A 15300-nucleotide genomic window follows, 5' to 3' on the forward strand; every position below is an offset into this window, starting at 1 on the left:
TCATCAGGAGAATTACATGTTTGGAACCCAACAACGCGGCGTCAACGCCTATGCCAAGGTCGGCCTGGAGACGGGCATCGTCTCGGCCTCGCCGCACAAGCTGATCGTGATGCTGTACGACGGCGCCCTGGTGGCAGTGCTCAGCGCACAGATGCACATGAAATCGGGCAATGTGCCGGAAAAAGGCAAGTCCATCTCGAAAGCCATCCAGATCATCGACAATGGCTTGCGCGCCAGCCTGGACAAGGACGCTGGCGGCCAAATCGCCGAAGGCCTCGACGCCCTGTACGAATACATGAGCGCGCGCCTGCTGATGGCCAACCTGAAAAACGACATCAGCCTGTTGGAAGAAGTGCAGCGCCTGCTGACCGACCTGCGCGAAACCTGGAACGCCATCGGCGCCACGCCGGCCGCCATTCCCGGCGCCGATTTGAAACGTATGCCCAGCCTTGCGAGCGCCTGACCCATGATGACCAATCAAGAAGTATTGACCACCTACGAAGCCATGCAGACCCTGACGGGCCGGATGGTGACCGCCGCCAGCAATGCCGACTGGGACGAGCTCGAAGCGCTGGAACAGCAAGTGAGCGCGCATGTGGCCGCGCTGAAGGCGAATGAAGAAAAAGTCGTGCTGGAAAGCGCCGGCCGCCAGCGCAAGGTCGCCCTGATCAAGCAGATCCTCGAAGACGACCGCAAGATCCGCGATTTGACCATGCCGTGGATGGCCCACTTGTCCAAGCTGATCAACAGCACCGGGACCGAGCGGCGCTTGGCCAACGCCTACGGCGTCTAAACGCCCACGGGGCAAGGTCAGCTATCATGTTGCCGAAGATGGATGCGATCGGCATGACGCCCCTGACCCCGGTCAAGGGCACGCGGGCGGCCGACAGCGTCGCCGACCCGCGCCAGGCCGAATTCCAGCGCTCGCTGCAGGGACTGATCGGCAAATCCATGCAGGGACAGGTGCTGGCCCGCATGGGCGACGGCAGCTTCCTTGTGCGCGTGGCCGGCACGCCGGCCCGCATGCAGCTGCCCGCCGGCGCGCAGCCGGGCACGGAAATCCCGCTGACCCTGATCGGCATCAATCCCCGCCCCTCTTTTCAAATCGGTAATAACCGCGACCAGCCCGCCAGCGCCCTGCTGACATATGCGGACGCGGAAGCCGAGCCGGAAGCAGCCGACCTGCGCGGCCCCCAGGCCGGTGCCGCCCAGGCGGGCACGCGCGCCAGCAGCACGGCCGCCACCCTGCTCAGCCGTGCACCCCTGACACCCGCCAATCTGCTGCCCGCCCTGGCCGGCGACACGCCCGCGCCAGAGCTGAGCACCACCGCGCGCGCCATCAGCACGGTGCTCAGCCAGGCCGAAAGCGTGCCCGGCGCACCCCTGTCGCTGGTCGGCAAGACGCCGCTGATGGCCACGCCCGGCGCCGCTCCGGCCCAGGTGGCCCAGAACCTGCGCGATGCGGTCGGCAGCAGCGGCCTGTTCTATGAATCGCACGTGGCCGAATGGGCCGAAGGCAAGCGGCCGCTGGCCTCGCTGCTGCTGGAGCCGCAAATGCAGAAGGCGGCACAGGGCGACATGGCCAGAACGGGCACCGACCTCGCTTCGGCGCAACTGATCAATTTGCAGCTGCATACGCACGAACAGGCGCGCGTGCAGTGGCAGGGCGAAGCCTGGCCCGGCCAGAAGATGCAGTGGGATATCAGCCGTGATGCGCCGGAAGGGCAGCAGCACGAAGGACGCGATGGCGACGAGGAAGCGACGGCCTGGCGCAGCAATGTGCGCTTCCAGTTCCCCCTGCTGGGCGACCTGGCCGCGCATGTGGTCCTGCAGGGCGGCCGCGTATCCATCCAGTTGCAGGCGGGCAGCGAAGGCAGCGCCGACACCTTGCGCCAGCATGCGGCGCGGCTGGAAGCGTCGCTCGATGCGGCCGGCTGGCCATTGTCGTCGCTGACGATCGCCGGCAAGCCGGAGGCGGCGGCTGGAGAAGACGATGCTTGACGACACCAGACGCAAGGTGCCGCAGACGGCCGTCGCGCTGGCCTACCAGAGCGGCACGCCGGCGCCCAAGGTGGTAGCCAAGGGCAGCGGCCTGATCGCGGACCAGATCATCAGCACGGCGCGCGAACACGGCGTGTTCGTGCATGAATCGAAGGAATTGGTGGCGCTGCTGATGGATGTCGACCTGGACCGCCAGATTCCGCCCGGCCTGTATCGGGCGATTGCGGAACTGCTGGCCTGGTTATATCATATTGAATCTGCGAATGGCGGGCCGATCCCGCCGCCGCCCGACACCAGCGTCAACCTCACCGATACATAGACAGGCATCAATGCAAGCACATATTATGGATTCCGGCCTCGAAAACTGGCATGATTTTGAAGTGGAATCGCGGCGGGAAATCATTGCCTTGCTGCGCGGCATCAGCGAAAAAAACCAGCTGATCCGCATGCTGATCCACGGTGAATCCGATGTGTGCGTCACTTCCATCCTGGAAGTCGATGCCGACCACAATACCGTCATCCTCGACCGTTCCGTGAACGCCGACCAGAACCGGCGCATGCTGGCCGCCACGGGCATTTCATTTGAAACCTCGCTCGACAAGATCCGCATCCTGTTTGCCAGCGCCCAGGTGGAAGAGTGTAATTACGGCGGCACGCCCGCCTTGAAAATTGCCATTCCAGAAACACTGATCCGTTTGCAGCGGCGCGAGTACTACCGCATGACGACGCCCGTGAGCAATCCCGTGCGCGTCTCGATTCCCCTGCCGCCCTCGCTCGGTGGCGCCGATACCCTGTTCCCGCTGGCCGACATCAGCTGCGGCGGCATCGCCATCCTGGACAATAAACTGATGCTGGGCGAAACGATCGGCAGGGACTATCCCGGTTGCCGCATCGACTTGCCCGACGTCGGCATCGTCACCGCGACTTTGCAAATTCGCAACTCGCTGGACATGACCCTGCTGAACAACAAACTGAACCGCCGCCTCGGCTGCCAGTTCGTCGACCTGCCGCGCAGCATGCTGGCGCACGTGCAGCGCTACATCACGCGACTGGAGCGCGAGCGCAATGCGCGCATGGCTGGATTGGGGTAAGGCAGAATTAAAGGCCACCAAACGTCCCGCCAAAGCGTAGCGAGCGGCGATGATTTGCGGCCGAGACGCGCAGCTGTACTGAAGTACAGCGAGCATCGCAGGCCGCAAAGGGCGCCGCGCAGTAGCTTTGGTGCGACGTTTACACCTGCATGTTCATGATCTCGTGATACGCAGAAACCAACTTGTTTCTCACCTGCACCGTCGCCTGGAATTCGATGCTCGACTTTTGCATCGCTACCATCACGTCCGACAGGCTGACCTTTTCATCGCCCATGGTAAAGCGCTGGCCCAGCGCCGAAGAAGCCTTTTGCGCGCCGCTCACGGAGTCCAGCGCGCTCTTGAAGGCATCGGCAAAATTCACCTTCGCCGCCGGCATCTCGGTCTGGATCGCCGGTATTTTCGCCTCCGGCCGCGTGGCCGCCGACTTCAGTTGCGCGATCATCGCCTCGATCCTGCTGCTATCGATACCGCCTGTTTTCACTTTGCCTCCCGATTCTGGTCTGCTTCATATCTGTTCCATGCCTGTTGCACCCAGAGAACAAAACCCTGGCTTGCAAGGCAACGACGGGTACAATAACTTCCGTCACATGTTGCCAGGGTTCCACAATACCAGCGCCAACGCCAGCCGCTCGGCCGAGCAGGCGGCAAAAGCGCCTTCTATTTGGACGATTGAAGCGCGTGACAGTGGCGGATAATTCTGCATATCGCCCCCTCCTCCAGTGGAAGCGGCCCCCACTCAATACCAAACATACGCGCCCCGGAAGGCAATCATGGCTGTAGCCGAAGAAATCGATGTGAACCGCATACCGCCGGAACCGGCGCCTGCCCGCTCGCCCGTGGAGTCCGTGCAAGCGTTCGCCAAGACGCCGATGGGCAAGAATTTCCTGCGCGGCCTGGGCGTGGCGGCACTGATCGCCATCGGCGTGGCCCTGTACATGTGGAACCAGCCGCCTGAATACAAAGTCCTGTTCTCGAACTACACGGACCGCGACGGCGGCGCCATCACCGCTTCGCTGGACCAGCTGGGCATCAAGCACAAGTTTTCCGAAGGCGGCGGCGCCATTCTCGTGCCATCCGAGCAAGTCCACGACGCGCGCCTGAAACTGGCCGCGCAAGGCTTGCCGAAGGGCGGCAACGTGGGCTTCGAGCTGATGGAAAACCAGAAGCTGGGCGTGTCGCAATTCCTGGAGCAGGTCAATTTCCAGCGCGCACTGGAAGGCGAACTGGCCAAATCGATCGAATCCGTCTCCGCCGTCGACACGGCGCGTGTCCACCTGGCCCTGCCGAAACCGTCCGTCTTCGTGCGCGAACAGCAAAAACCGACGGCTTCCGTGCTGCTGAACCTGCATCCGGGCCGCGGCCTGGATCAGCTGCAGGTGAGCGCCATCGTCCACCTGGTGGCGTCCAGCGTACCGGAATTGCTGCCGATCAATGTCACCGTGGTCGACCAGGCCGGCACCTTGCTGTCGAACCAGGAAAAGGATAAGGACCGCGCCAACGGCATCAAGAGCCTGGACCCGAACCAGCTGAAGTACGTGCAGCAGTTGCAGCAAAGCGTGATCAAGCAGGTCGAATCGATCTTGCTGCCCATCGTCGGCGAAGGCAATGTGCGCGCCGAAGCGACGGCCGATGTCGATTTCTCGCAAAGCGAGCAGGCGGCCGAAACCTACAAGCCGAATTCGCCGCCGGAAGCGTCCACCATCCGCAGCCAGCAAACGAGCGAGTCGACGGGCGCCGGCAATGCCAACCCATCCGGCGTGCCGGGTGCGCTGTCGAACCAGCCGCCTGGCGTGGCGACGGCGCCATTGACGGCCGAGGCGCCGGGCGCTCCGGGCGGCGCGCCGACGGCGCCGACACAGAAGGAATCGACGACGAATTATGAAGTCGACAAGACCGTGCGCTACGAGCAGAAGTCCATGGGCGGCCTGCGCCGCCTGTCGGTGGCCGTCGTCGTCAACTATCGCCGTACTTTCGACAAGGATGGCAAGGTCACGGTCAAGCCGATTTCCCCTGCCGAAATGGTCCAGATCAATAATCTGGTCAAGGAAGCGATGGGCTATAACAAGGAACGCGGCGACAGCTTCAGCGTGGCCAACTCGCCGTTCGACGGCATCGACCGTGCGCCGGAAGGCAAGCTCGAGTGGTGGCGCGACCCGGCCAACTTGCCGCTGGCCAAGGAATTGGCGAAATTCCTCATCACGGCCCTGATCCTGCTGTATATCTTCATCAAGATCGTGCGCCCGATGCTGCGCCCCGTGATGCGCAAGATCGACGATTTCGGCGCACCGCCGCCCGTCATCGAGCCGGAACTGGAGAAGACGGACGAAGAAAACGAAGTCCTGCTCAGCGAAGCGGAACTGGAAGAACTGGAAGAAGACACTGCCCGCGGTTATCGCGAAAACCTGGCGATGGCCAGAAAACTGGCGCAGGAAGACCCGCGCGTGGTGGCCAACGTGATCAAAGCATGGATAGGCAATAATGACTGAGACAACGGGACTGCAAAAAGCATCGATCCTGATGCTGGCACTGGGCGAAAGCGAAGCGGCCGAAGTGATGAAATTCCTCGGCCCGCGCGAAGTGCTGAAACTGGGCGCCGCCATGGCCACCATGAAGGGTATCGCGCACGAGCAGGTGGTCGAGGTGCTCGGCGACTTCCGCGCGCAGACGGAACTCAATTCCACGGTCGGCCTCGATTCGGACGAATATATCCGCCAGGTGCTGACCAAGGCGCTGGGCGACGACAAGGCGTCCGTGCTGCTGTCGCGCATCCTGGGCGGCAAGGATGCGTCCGGCATCGAATCGCTGAAATGGATGGATTCGCAATCTGTGTCCGAGCTGATCCGCAACGAGCACCCGCAGATCATCGCCACCATCCTCGTCCACCTGGAGCGCGACCAGGCTTGCGAAATCCTCGGCCACTTCACGGACCGTTTGCGCAACGACGTGGTGCTGCGCATCGCCACCCTGGACGGCGTGCAGCCGGCCGCCTTGCGCGAACTTAACGACGTGCTGACGAAACTGCTGTCGGGTAACGAAAATATCAAGAAATCGTCGCTGGGCGGCGTGCGCGCGGCAGCCGAGATCCTGAACTTCATGAGCGGCGAGCAAGAAGGCTCCGTCATGGACAACATCAAGAACTACGACAACGACATGGCGCAAAAGATCATGGACGAAATGTTCGTGTTCGACAACGTGATCGACATCGACGACCGCGGCATCCAGTTGCTGTTGCGCGAAGTGCAGTCGGAAATGCTGATCATCGCCCTGAAAGGCGCCTCGCAGGAGCTGCGCGACAAGATCTTCAAGAACATGTCGCAGCGCGCCGGCGAGATGATGCGCGAAGACCTCGAGTCGAAAGGCCCTGTGCGCCTGTCGGAAGTGGAATCGCAGCAGAAACAGATCCTGCAGATCGTGCGCCGCCTGGCGGACGAAGGGCAGATTGTCTTAGGTGGAAAAGGCGAGGATTCGTTTGTCTAATTTGATTCCCAAAGAGCAGCAAACCGCCTACCAGCGCTGGGAAATGACCTCGTTTGGCGACGAGCGTCCCAGCGTGGTGGCGGCGCGCAAGCTGCTGGAACCGGATCCCGAGCCCGAGCTCGACCCGTTTGCCGAACTGCACGAGGAAGAGCTGGCCCCGCCGCTCGAATACCCGACGCAGGAAGAGCTCGACGCCATCCGCGAGGAAGCGCGCGCCACGGCCTTCGAGGAAGGCCGCGCGGCCGGCTATGCGGAAGGCCATGCGGCCGGACATGCCGATGGCCATGCCGAATCGTATGCGCAAGGCAAGGCGGCCTCCGCCGTGGAATTGGCGCACCTGCAAACCATCGCCGTCGACTTCGGCACGGCCGTGCACCAGGCAGACGAACTGATCGCCAACGACGTGATGGAACTGGCCCTGCAGCTGGCCAAGGGCATGCTGAAAACTGCCTTGCCCGTGCGCCCCGAACTGATGCTGCCCGTGGTGCGCGAAGCCATCGAATACTTGCCCGTGCTGCAACAACCGGCCTTGCTGATGCTCAACCCGGAAGATGCGCAAGTGGTGCGCGACGGCATCGGCGACGAGCTCGACAAGGGCGGCTGGCGTGTCATCGAAGACCCCAGCGTGGAACGCGGCGGTTGCAAGATCGACACGGCCAGCAACCAGATCGACGCGCAGACGTCCACCCGCTGGCAGCGCCTGACGCATGCGCTGGGCAAAGACCTGGACTGGCTGGCGCCGTGAGCGAGCCCGTCAAAGGCCCCACTGCCCATGCGGCGCGCTGGCGCGCCTACCTGAGCGACTGTTCGGCCGTCGTCGGCTTTGTCGAACCGATGCAAATTTCAGGCCGGGTCACGCGCGTGGCTGGTCTCGTGATGGAAGCCGTGGGCTTGCGCCTGGCCGTCGGCGCCGCCTGTACCGTGCCGCTGCCAAATGGCGGCCGGGTCGAGGCGGAAGTGGTGGGCTTTGAAGGCGAGCGCCTGTTTCTGATGCCGCAAAGCGACGTCGAGGGCATCGTGCCCGGCACGCGCGTGTTTTCCGTCGAACCGGCCATCCCCCGCCCCGGCAGCGTGGCGCACCCGCGCCGCCGCCCCAGCGACCGCGCGCGCCACTTGCCCGTGGGGCCGCAACTGCTGGGCCGCGTGCTCGACGGCGCTGGCCGCCCGCTCGACCAGCTCGGTCCCCTGCACACGGTCGACAGCGCCCCCATCAATGTACGTCCCGCCAATCCGCTGGGCCGCGCGCCCATCGTCGACACATTGGACGTGGGCGTGCGCTCGATCAACGCCATGCTGACTGTGGGCCGTGGCCAGCGCATGGGCCTGTTCGCCGGTTCCGGCGTCGGTAAAAGCGTGCTGCTGGGCATGATGGCCCGCTACACGGAAGCGGACGTGATCGTCGTCGGCCTGATCGGCGAACGGGGCCGCGAGGTGAAGGAATTCATCGAGCAAATCCTGGGCGCCGAAGGCCTGGCCCGTTCCGTCGTCGTGGCCGCGCCGGCCGACACGCCGCCGCTGATGCGCCTGCAAGGGGCCGCGTATGCGACGGCCATTGCCGAGTATTTCCGCGACCAGGGGCAGAACGTGCTGTTGATCATGGATTCGCTGACCCGCTACGCCATGGCTCAGCGCGAAATCGCCCTGGCCATCGGCGAACCTCCCGCCACCAAGGGCTATCCGCCGTCCGTCTTCGCCAAGCTGCCCGTGCTGGTGGAGCGGGCCGGCAATGGCGAGGAAGGCGGCGGCTCGATCACGGCCTTCTACACCGTGCTGACCGAGGGCGACGACCAGCAGGACCCGATCGCCGACTCGGCGCGCGCCATCCTGGACGGCCATATCGTGCTGAACCGGCGCCTGGCCGAGGCGGGCCATTATCCGGCCATCGACATCGAACAATCGATTTCGCGCGCGGCCCACTCGATCACCACGCACGAGCACCAGCAGCAGGCGCGCAAGCTGAAACAGCTGTATTCGCGCTATGAACGCAGCCGCGATCTGATCAGCGTGGGCGCCTACAGCGCCGGCACCGACCCCGTGCTGGACCAGGCCATCGCCCTGCATGAAAAGATCGAGGCGTTTTTGCAACAGCAAATCACGGAGCGGGTCAGCATGGACGAGAGCTTGGGGCAACTTACCGCTCTATTCGACTGATTAGGACTTGCATAGCGGGAATATAATCAGCCATGGCTTCTCCTTCCCAACTTGCAACCCTGATCGACCTTGCCCAGCGCGAAACGGACGACTGCGCCAAGCGCCTGGGCGCGGCCCTGAAAGCGCTCGACGATTGCCGCCAGAAGCTCGACATGCTGTCCGGCTACCGCGACGACTATGCCAAGCGCTTCGAGGCGAGCATGAGCAGCGGCATCACGCCAATGGCTTACCGCAATTTCCAGGCTTTCATGGGCAAGCTCGACAGCGCCATCATGGGCCAGCAGCAAGTGGTCGAGCATGCGCAAGCGCGCAGCGACAATGAAAAGATGCGCTGGCAGCTGGCCGAACGCAAGCGCATGTCGTACACCACCCTGAACAACCGGGCGCAGGAACAGGCGCTGAAGCTGGAAAACAAGCGCGACCAGAAAGCAATGGATGAGCACGCGGCGCGACAAGCCTATTACAAACGCTAAGCAACACTAAGGCAGCATCATGCAAACCCAGCCAACCCCGATTTCCCAGATTATCTCGCCGAACGCCACGCCGGGCGCAGCCAACCGCAGCCAGCCGTCCACCAGCGGCACGGCGGGCGACTTCCAGCGCACCCTGAACCGCCAGATCGAGCAACGCCAGGCCAGCCGCAATATGGCGCAAACGCAAGCGGCAGCACCGGCGGCCCGTCCTGCCAGCCCCGCCGCCACGCCAGCGCCCGCGGCCCCGGCACCGGCCAATGAAGCGAAGCCGGCGCAAGCGGGCACAGAACACGCTGCCAGCAGCGACCAGCCGCCAGCACAGTCCACCGAAGCGGCGGCCCCCCCCGCCACCGACAGCACCGTCGCCGAGGCCAACGTTCCCGCCGAAACAGCGCCGCCAGCCGATCCGGCCGCCGCGATGCTGGCCCTCGTGGGCAACATCCAGCTGGCCATCCAGCCGCCAGCGGCCAAGGCCATGCCGGAACTGCCCGCGCGTTCCAGCGTCAAGGCTGACGGCAAAGGCCTGGCAACGGGGCCATTGCTGGCAGCCGGCCAGGGCAGCGGCAAGGCCGCCGTCATTGCGCAAGCGGACAGCGGCGACTTTGCCGACAGCCTGGGCCAGGCCCAGGGCAAGGCGGCCGCCACACCAGGCACCGGCGTGCCGGCAGGCAAGGCCGAACCGGGCAAGCTGGCCATCGACGCCCAGCTGGCAGCCACCGCCAAGGCGGGCGCCGCCGTGGCCGAACCGATCCTCAAGGAAACACCAGCCGACCTGAGCCGCCTGGCGGCCCAGTTGCAGCCAGGCGCGCTGCAGCAGGCTGCCGCCGCCTTGGCCGTGCCGGCCGACAAGCTGACGGGCCGGGTCGGCTCGCCAGCCTGGGACCAGCAACTGGGGCAGAAAGTCGTGTGGATGGCGGCCGGTGGCGACCAGAGCGCCACCCTGACCCTGAATCCGCCCGACCTGGGTCCCGTGCAAGTGGTCTTGACGGTGACCAATGACCAGGCCGACGCCGCCTTCATGTCGGCCCAGCCGGAAGTACGCCAGGCGCTGGAAGCGGCCATGCCGCGCCTGCGCGAAATGATGAGCGAAGCGGGCATCGCCTTCGGCAGCGCCACCGTCTCGGCCGGCACGCCGGAACAGCAAAACAATGGCGAACGCGCCGCCTCGGGCGAACGCCGTGGCAATGGCCAGGGCGGTGGCACTTCCGGTGGCGAGATCGCCATCGCGCCGGCGACGGGCGGGCGCAGCCGGGCCAGCCTGAGTGCCGTGGATACCTTTGCCTGAGGACAATTCGTCGTCCGCAGGCCACAGGCGCCCCCCACGGCATAACTTTTCGTATAAAAACAGCGAGTTGAGGGCGCTTCCGCCCTCTTTTCACTGCATCCTTCTGCGCAGAATTTGCCGATAATGACATAATGGCGTCGTGATCCACTTCCATGCACCCGAGTACCATTGAAAGCAAATCCAAAAATGAAAGCAGATCCGAAAGCAGATGCAGGCCTGGCTCCCGCCGGCGCCTCGAAAAAGAAGCTTCTGATCATTGTGCTGGCCTCGGTGCTGGTGGCCGGCGGCATCGGTGGCGGTGCCGCCTGGTACTTCCTGCATGGCAAGGCCGATAAAGAAGAATCGGCGCCGAGCAAGAAAAAACATGCCGCTTCCAAGGCAGGTCCACCCGTATTCGTGCCCGTCGATGCGTTCACCGTCAACTTGCAGCCGGAAAATGGCGAGCAATACCTGCAGATCGCGTTTACCCTGCAGGTGGGCAGCCCGGAAGAAATGGATTCCATCAAGCTGAACATGCCGAAAGTGCGCAGCCGCTTGCTGTTGCTGCTGTCGGGCAAGAAGGCGTCCGAACTCAATACCGTGGAAGGCAAGCAGCAGCTGGCGGCCGAAATCATCAATCAGGTGAACCAGCCGTTCGAGGACAAAGGGCCGGAGCAGGACGTGACGGACGTATTATTTACCGCATTCATCATTCAATAAGCAGCCATGGCCGATAATTTCCTCTCCCAGGAAGAAGTCGATGCCCTTCTGAAGGGCGTCAACGGAGACCAGGACGACGCGCAGGCGCCGGAAGATGTCACGGGAGTTCGTACCTACAACCTGGCAACCCAGGAGCGCATCGTACGCGGCCGGATGCCAACGTTGGAAATTATCAACGAGCGTTTCGCCCGGCTGCTGCGCGTGGGCCTGTTCAACTTCCTGCGCCGCAGCGCCGAAGTGTCGGTCGGTTCCGTGCGCGTGTCGAAATACAGCGAGTTCATCCGCAACCTGGTGGTGCCGACCAATCTGAACCTGGTGCACATGAAGCCGCTGCGCGGCACGGCCCTGATGGTGTTCGATCCGGGCCTCGTCTTCCTGCTGGTCGACAATCTGTTCGGCGGCGACGGGCGCTTCCATACGCGCGTCGAAGGACGCGACTTTACGCAGACGGAGCAGCGCATCATCCTGCGTATCCTCGACATCGTCTTCGAAGCCTATACCAAGTCGTGGGAACCGGTCTTCCCCGTCGAATTCGAATATATCCGCTCGGAAATGAACACGCAGTTCGCCAACATCGCCACGCCGAACGAGGTGGTGGTGGCTTCCACGTTTACGGTGGAACTGGGCTCTGTTTCCGGACAAATTCACTTCTGCATGCCGTATTCGATGATCGAGCCGATCCGCGATTCGCTGACCTCGAGCCTGCAGGGCGAGGCGCTGGAAGTGGACAAGCGCTGGATCCGCCTGATGACGCAGCAGATCCAGATCGCCGAAGTCGAGCTGGTGGCCTCGCTGGGCACGGCGCGCGTCTCGTTCGATGAAATCCTGAACATGAAGGTGGGCGACATCATCCCCCTGAATATTCCGGAACTGATCGCCGCCACCGTCGACGGCGTGCCCGTGATGGATTGCACGTACGGCGTGCTGAACGGACAATATGCATTGAAGGTGGAGAAACTCCTCGCCAATGCCGATAACATGAACAACCACTAAACACCTGACCAAACCTGCTGCGCGTCGCGCTTTGCGGCCTGCGATGCTCACCGTGCTCCAGCACGGTTGCGCTTCTTAGCCACAAATCACTGCCGCTCGCTACGGTTTTGCCAGGCGTTACAATTAATATATACACTGGCCGCTTGGCGGCCAACTCTGTACAACAGGAGAAACACATGTCTGACAACCAAGACGACCAAAGCGCGGAAGACGATTGGGGCGCGGCCATTGCCGAGCAGGCCAAGGCGGAAGCCGAAGCGCTGCAGAACCAGGCAGCCAATACGGCCAGCGCGGCCAGCGCCGCCGTGTTCAAGGACTTTTCCAAGCAGGCGTCGAAGTCGGAAACGCACAACGATATCGATTTCATCCTCGATATCCCCGTGCAGCTGACGGTCGAACTGGGCCGCACCAAGATCGCCATCAAGAACCTGCTGCAACTGGCGCAGGGTTCCGTGGTCGAGCTCGACGGCCTGGCCGGCGAACCGATGGACGTGCTGGTCAACGGCTGCCTGATCGCCCAGGGCGAAGTGGTGGTGGTCAATGACAAGTTCGGCATCCGCCTGACCGACATCATCACGCCTTCCGAACGCATCCGAAAATTGAATAAATGAAGCCTGGCCTGTTGATTTCCACCATGCTGCCGCTGATGGCGGCATGCAGCATTGCGCTGGCTGAAGCGCCAGCCGCGTCCGCACCAGCGGCGGCCAGCGCCGCCAGCGCTTCCGCCGCCGTGGCAAGCGAGATACCGCCTGCCGCCGCAACGGCGCCAGCAGCTTCTCCGGCTGCCTCGCCTGCCGCCGCCCTGCCCGCCATGCCACCCGGCGCACCGGCGACGATGGCGCCGGCAAGCTCGGCCGGCAGCTTGCTGCAAACCATCTTCGCGCTGATGTTCGTGCTGGCCCTCTTGATCGGCCTGGCCTGGTTCATGAAGCGCTATGGCCCCAAGGTCATGGGCGGTAACAACAAGATGCGCGTCGTCAGTTCGCTCAACCTGGGCGGACGTGAACGCATCGTCCTCGTCGAAGTGGCCGACCAGTGGATCGTCGTCGGCGCCTCGCCCGGCCGGATCAACGCGCTGGCCACCATGCCGCGCCAGGAAGGCGACCTGCCGCAACTGGCCACGGCGCAAAACGGCCCCGCGGCCGCCAATTTTTCCGAGTGGCTGAAACAGACCATCGAAAAACGCAATGGGAAATAAGCAGCAGATGGCGTGGTCCACCTTGAAGACTCCCCTGACCTGGCTGCTGGCGGCCGTTGCCCTGGCCTTGCCGCTGTGGGCGATGGCCCAGCCTGGCATCCCGGCCTTCAACAGCACGCCGGCGCCGGGCGGCGGCCAGAATTACTCGCTGCCGGTGCAGACGCTCATCCTGATGACGTCGCTCACCTTTTTGCCGGCGGCCCTGTTGATGATGACCTGCTTTACGCGCATCATCATCGTGCTGTCCCTGCTGCGCCAGGCCATCGGCACGCAATCGGCGCCGCCGAACCAGGTGCTGGTGGGCCTGGCCCTGTTCCTGACCCTGTTCGTCATGGGCCCCGTGTTCGACAAGATCTATACGGATGCCTACCAGCCCTACCAGGAAAACAAGATCACCATGCAGCAGGCGATGGACAAGGGCGTCGATCCCCTGAAAACCTTCATGCTCAAGCAGACGCGCCAGGCCGACCTGGCCCTGTTTGCCAAGATGTCGCGCTCACCGGCCCTGCAAGGTCCGGAAGACGTGCCGCTGCGCATCCTCGTGCCCGCCTTCGTCACCAGTGAACTGAAGACGGCGTTCCAGATCGGCTTTGCCATCTTCATCCCGTTTTTGATCATCGACATGGTGGTCGCCAGCGTGCTGATGTCGATGGGTATGATGATGATGTCGCCGGCGACGATCTCGCTGCCGTTCAAGCTGATGCTGTTCGTGCTCGTCGATGGCTGGCAGTTACTGCTGGGCTCGTTGTCTCAGAGTTTTTACTAGGGGAAGCAGATGACACCCGAAAGCGTCATGACCCTGGGCCGCCATGCGATGGAAATCACGCTGATGGTGGCCGCGCCCATGCTGCTCGTCGCCCTCATCATCGGCCTGATCGTCAGTATATTCCAGGCGGCCACGCAGATCAACGAGGCGACCCTCTCCTTCATCCCCAAGCTGGTCGGCATCTTTGTCGCCATCGTCGTGGCCGGTCCGTGGATGCTGTCCGTCATGCTCGACTACATGCGCCAGGTGTTTACGGGCATCCCGAACCTGGTGGGTTAGTGCAGCCACTGTTGCCATGCTGACCCTGTCCAGCATCGAACTCAATACGTGGATCGCAGCATTGCTGTGGCCGCTTAGCCGCATCCTCGGCCTGATCGCGGCCGCCCCCCTGTTCGGCAATGCGGCCCTGCCGGCCACCGTCAAGGTGACCCTGGGCGCGCTGCTGGCCATGATCATCGCCCCCACCGTGCCGGCCTTGCCGGCCGTCAACCCGATGTCCCTGCCCGGTTTGCTGATCCTCACGCAGGAAATGCTGGTGGGCCTGGCCATGGGCTTTTCCATCCGCATCGTGTTTTCCGCCATCGAAATGGCCGGCGAACTCAGCAGTCTCACCATGGGCCTGGGCTTTGCCTCGTTCTTTGATCCGCAAACCAAGGGCAGGTCGTCCGCCATCAGCCAGTTCCTCGTCATGCTGGCCACCTTGATGTTTTTGACCGTCAATGGCCACCTGGTCTTGCTTGCGGCGCTGGCGGAAAGCTTTGTCAGCCTGCCCATTTCGGCTAGCCCCATCAGCGGCGGCGGTTTCCAGCAATTGGCTGCCTGGGGCGGGGAAATCTTCCGTTCCGGCCTGCAAATTTCGCTGCCCATCATCGCCGCCCTGCTGCTGACCAACGTGGCCCTGGGCATCTTGACGCGCGCCGCGCCGCAGCTGAACATTTTCGGTATCGGTTTTCCCGTCACCCTGGGCGTGGGCTTGCTGGTGATCGGCATGGTCCTGCCTTACCTGGCCACGCCCTTCCAGAACATGTTCCTGCGCGGCATAGAAACGGCGCGTTTGCTGCCGCGCGGCTTTGCCATGCGCGACCGGCCACCACCGCCGGCGCCGCCGAACCCCTTGCGTCCCGCACTGCCTGCGCCTGCGCCGCTGCCGCCCGCGCGCTGATCAG

19 protein-coding genes are annotated in these 15300 nt (G+C 63.4%); 18 read left to right on the plus strand and 1 reads right to left on the minus strand.

Going from position 1 to position 15300, the window contains the following annotated elements:
- Positions 1 to 16: 16 nt before the first annotated feature.
- From fliS to V3C40_RS20840, 5 genes are read left to right on the plus strand one after another with little or no spacing between them, the layout of a single operon-like run.
- Complete coding sequence (gene fliS, locus V3C40_RS20820) at positions 17 to 463, plus strand: flagellar export chaperone FliS (protein ID WP_034754008.1); 447 nt, start codon at positions 17 to 19, stop codon at positions 461 to 463.
- A gap of 3 nt (positions 464 to 466) precedes the next feature.
- Positions 467 to 793 carry a flagellar protein FliT gene (locus V3C40_RS20825; RefSeq protein WP_070303636.1) on the plus strand — a complete coding sequence of 109 codons (327 nt, stop codon included), beginning with the start codon at positions 467 to 469 and terminating at the stop codon, positions 791 to 793.
- A gap of 26 nt (positions 794 to 819) precedes the next feature.
- On the plus strand, positions 820 to 2001 hold the full coding sequence (gene fliK, locus V3C40_RS20830) for a flagellar hook-length control protein FliK (protein WP_331778427.1): 1182 nt from the start codon (positions 820 to 822) through the stop codon (positions 1999 to 2001).
- Positions 1994 to 2320 carry an EscU/YscU/HrcU family type III secretion system export apparatus switch protein gene (locus V3C40_RS20835; protein WP_034787205.1) on the plus strand — a complete coding sequence of 109 codons (327 nt, stop codon included), beginning with the start codon at positions 1994 to 1996 and terminating at the stop codon, positions 2318 to 2320. The genes fliK and V3C40_RS20835 overlap by 8 nt, the downstream gene beginning before the upstream one ends.
- Before the next feature lie 25 nt (positions 2321 to 2345).
- Positions 2346 to 3092, plus strand: coding sequence for a flagellar brake protein (locus tag V3C40_RS20840; protein ID WP_080698661.1), 747 nt, complete (start codon positions 2346 to 2348; stop codon positions 3090 to 3092).
- A 139-nt stretch (positions 3093 to 3231) separates the two neighbouring features.
- On the opposite strand, the gene fliE is transcribed toward V3C40_RS20840, so the two are convergent.
- On the minus strand, positions 3232 to 3534 hold the full coding sequence (gene fliE / locus V3C40_RS20845; protein WP_254798560.1) for a flagellar hook-basal body complex protein FliE: 303 nt from the start codon (positions 3532 to 3534) through the stop codon (positions 3232 to 3234).
- A gap of 328 nt (positions 3535 to 3862) precedes the next feature.
- On the opposite strand from fliE, the gene fliF reads away from it, so the two are divergent.
- The 13 genes from fliF (at position 3863) to fliR (ending at position 15296) form a co-directional block, all read left to right on the plus strand.
- Positions 3863 to 5578: a flagellar basal-body MS-ring/collar protein FliF gene (fliF, locus tag V3C40_RS20850; RefSeq protein WP_034754020.1), complete on the plus strand. Its 1716-nt coding sequence runs from the start codon at positions 3863 to 3865 to the stop codon at positions 5576 to 5578.
- Positions 5571 to 6569, plus strand: coding sequence for a flagellar motor switch protein FliG (fliG, locus tag V3C40_RS20855; RefSeq protein ID WP_034754023.1), 999 nt, complete (start codon positions 5571 to 5573; stop codon positions 6567 to 6569). Before fliF ends, fliG begins: the two co-directional genes overlap by 8 nt.
- A gap of 43 nt (positions 6570 to 6612) precedes the next feature.
- Positions 6613 to 7314, plus strand: a complete 702-nt coding sequence (locus tag V3C40_RS20860) for a flagellar assembly protein FliH (protein ID WP_070303646.1) — start codon at positions 6613 to 6615, stop codon at positions 7312 to 7314.
- Positions 7315 to 7403: 89 nt separating this feature from the next.
- Positions 7404 to 8720 (plus strand): flagellar protein export ATPase FliI, encoded by a 1317-nt coding sequence (gene fliI, locus V3C40_RS20865; protein ID WP_235194273.1) that lies wholly within the window; start codon positions 7404 to 7406, stop codon positions 8718 to 8720.
- Between the two features lie 32 nt (positions 8721 to 8752).
- On the plus strand, positions 8753 to 9193 hold the full coding sequence (fliJ, locus tag V3C40_RS20870; protein ID WP_070303632.1) for a flagellar export protein FliJ: 441 nt from the start codon (positions 8753 to 8755) through the stop codon (positions 9191 to 9193).
- A gap of 19 nt (positions 9194 to 9212) precedes the next feature.
- On the plus strand, positions 9213 to 10478 hold the full coding sequence (locus V3C40_RS20875) for a flagellar hook-length control protein FliK (RefSeq protein WP_331778428.1): 1266 nt from the start codon (positions 9213 to 9215) through the stop codon (positions 10476 to 10478).
- Between the two features lie 186 nt (positions 10479 to 10664).
- On the plus strand, positions 10665 to 11177 hold the full coding sequence (gene fliL / locus V3C40_RS20880) for a flagellar basal body-associated protein FliL (RefSeq protein ID WP_034754032.1): 513 nt from the start codon (positions 10665 to 10667) through the stop codon (positions 11175 to 11177).
- A 6-nt stretch (positions 11178 to 11183) separates the two neighbouring features.
- The gene (fliM, locus tag V3C40_RS20885) at positions 11184 to 12170 is read left to right on the plus strand and encodes a flagellar motor switch protein FliM (protein WP_034754035.1); all 987 of its coding nucleotides are present in this window, start codon (positions 11184 to 11186) and stop codon (positions 12168 to 12170) included.
- A 176-nt stretch (positions 12171 to 12346) separates the two neighbouring features.
- Positions 12347 to 12781 (plus strand): flagellar motor switch protein FliN, encoded by a 435-nt coding sequence (fliN, locus tag V3C40_RS20890; protein WP_034754038.1) that lies wholly within the window; start codon positions 12347 to 12349, stop codon positions 12779 to 12781.
- Positions 12778 to 13368, plus strand: a complete 591-nt coding sequence (gene fliO / locus V3C40_RS20895) for a flagellar biosynthetic protein FliO (RefSeq protein WP_331778429.1) — start codon at positions 12778 to 12780, stop codon at positions 13366 to 13368. The genes fliN and fliO overlap by 4 nt, the downstream gene beginning before the upstream one ends.
- Positions 13358 to 14134: a flagellar type III secretion system pore protein FliP gene (gene fliP, locus V3C40_RS20900; protein WP_034754042.1), complete on the plus strand. Its 777-nt coding sequence runs from the start codon at positions 13358 to 13360 to the stop codon at positions 14132 to 14134. Before fliO ends, fliP begins: the two co-directional genes overlap by 11 nt.
- A gap of 9 nt (positions 14135 to 14143) precedes the next feature.
- Entirely contained in the window at positions 14144 to 14413 is a 270-nt protein-coding gene (gene fliQ, locus V3C40_RS20905) for a flagellar biosynthesis protein FliQ (protein WP_034754044.1), read from the plus strand.
- Positions 14414 to 14429: 16 nt separating this feature from the next.
- Entirely contained in the window at positions 14430 to 15296 is an 867-nt protein-coding gene (fliR, locus tag V3C40_RS20910) for a flagellar biosynthetic protein FliR (protein WP_070303629.1), read from the plus strand.
- Positions 15297 to 15300: the final 4 nt, after the last annotated feature.

Source organism: Janthinobacterium sp. LS2A, assembly GCF_036543145.1.
Classification (GTDB): Bacteria; Pseudomonadota; Gammaproteobacteria; order Burkholderiales; family Burkholderiaceae_D; genus Janthinobacterium; species Janthinobacterium aestuarii.